The 1,296-nt window shown below is 61.4% G+C and carries 1 protein-coding gene; it reads right to left on the bottom strand.

What is annotated here, in order from left to right; genetic code table 11:
• Positions 1-30: 30 nt before the first annotated feature.
• The coding region (locus tag PIN01S_RS26105) for an IS4 family transposase (RefSeq protein WP_084339827.1) at positions 31-1,296 on the bottom strand (1,266 nt) is incomplete at its 5' end.

Here is a 1,296-nt window from a genome sequence, read left to right as displayed (position 1 = left end):
GAAAAAGGCCGGCGAATCGCCTAATGCCAGTCAGTTAAGCTGACTGGCATTTTTATTTCTGGGCGGATACTTGGAGGGTTTTGGCCTGACCGCTCGGGGGTAACACCGATCCTCCCGCCGATGCGGCAGCACGTAATGCATGGCTGATGCATGCAGTTCTGCCAAGTATTTGGGGATGTTGCCCGGATGCCGTAGGGAAAGGCCATTGAGTAACCCCAGGATCGCCCAGGTGCAGGCGGTGAAGCTCATTTCGCAGGGGTAGATGCCGGGACAATGGCGACTCATTTCCAGCATCTGGTAGCGCAGCAGGTTGTAGCCCAGCAGTACTCCCCAGAGCTCTTGCTCGATCATTTCCGGCGTCTTGCTGCGCAACGTGTAGCGGCTGTCCAGCAGGCTCTGCTTCATCTCCCGGTAGCCCAGTTCGATTTCCCAGCGCTGACTGTACAAGTCGACGATTTCCTCTGACGGGAAGCGCAGGGGATCGGTCATCGAGGTCAGGATCTGGCGCACCTTGCCCTTGACTGTCTTGCTCAGGAGCCGCGCCTGCAGGGTTTCCGGCAGGTCTGGCCATTGCTTTCGCGCCTGCGCCGAGATCGGCAGGCTGACGATGACATCCTGGCGGCCCAGCCGGTGGATGACGTCATAGCGAGCCCCCTTGCGCAGCGGGACCAGCCAGTGACGCTGGGTGCCGGCCTGCTGCCAATGGTGCAACAAGCCCAGGGAGTAGAAGCCACGGTCGAACAGGGTCAACGAGTGATCGGGTGTACTGGCGACCAGTTGCTCGGCCAGTTTCATTTCGTTGCTGTGGTAACCGGCGAAGGCGCTACTGACCAACAGGTGACTGGTCAATTCCATCTGACACACCATGCGCACCTGTGGAAAACCGGTATCGCCATACTGGCTGGTGGAGCTGGCGTAGCGCTCGCGGTTCTCCTGCGTATCGGGCGTGCGCCAGACCACACCGTCGACACTGAGCAGGCGCAGCCCCATCCAGCTCGGATGATTGGCCGAGGCGTGCCAGCGCTGCTGCGTTAGGGCGAACACTTCACGTACCGCCTGGCTGCCCAGGCGCTGGCGTCCTTGAACCACGGCGCTGGGGGCCACCAAGGGGCGCTGTCCGGGTAGCATGATGTCCATCTGGTTGACGACATCCCAGGCCGACATCCGGCGAAACAGGGCCATCCCAATCACGCACCAAATCATCGCCTCCAGAGGCAGCCGCCTCTTGCGCAGAGTCGCTACCCCTGCGGTCTCGAAGGCCGACCGGACCAGTTCGGGGTCAAGCAGCTCGCCAAA

It is taken from the genome of Pseudomonas indica NBRC 103045, assembly GCF_002091635.1.
Taxonomy (GTDB): domain Bacteria; phylum Pseudomonadota; class Gammaproteobacteria; order Pseudomonadales; family Pseudomonadaceae; genus Pseudomonas_M; species Pseudomonas_M indica.
This window is presented reverse-complemented; position numbering and strand designations above follow the sequence as displayed.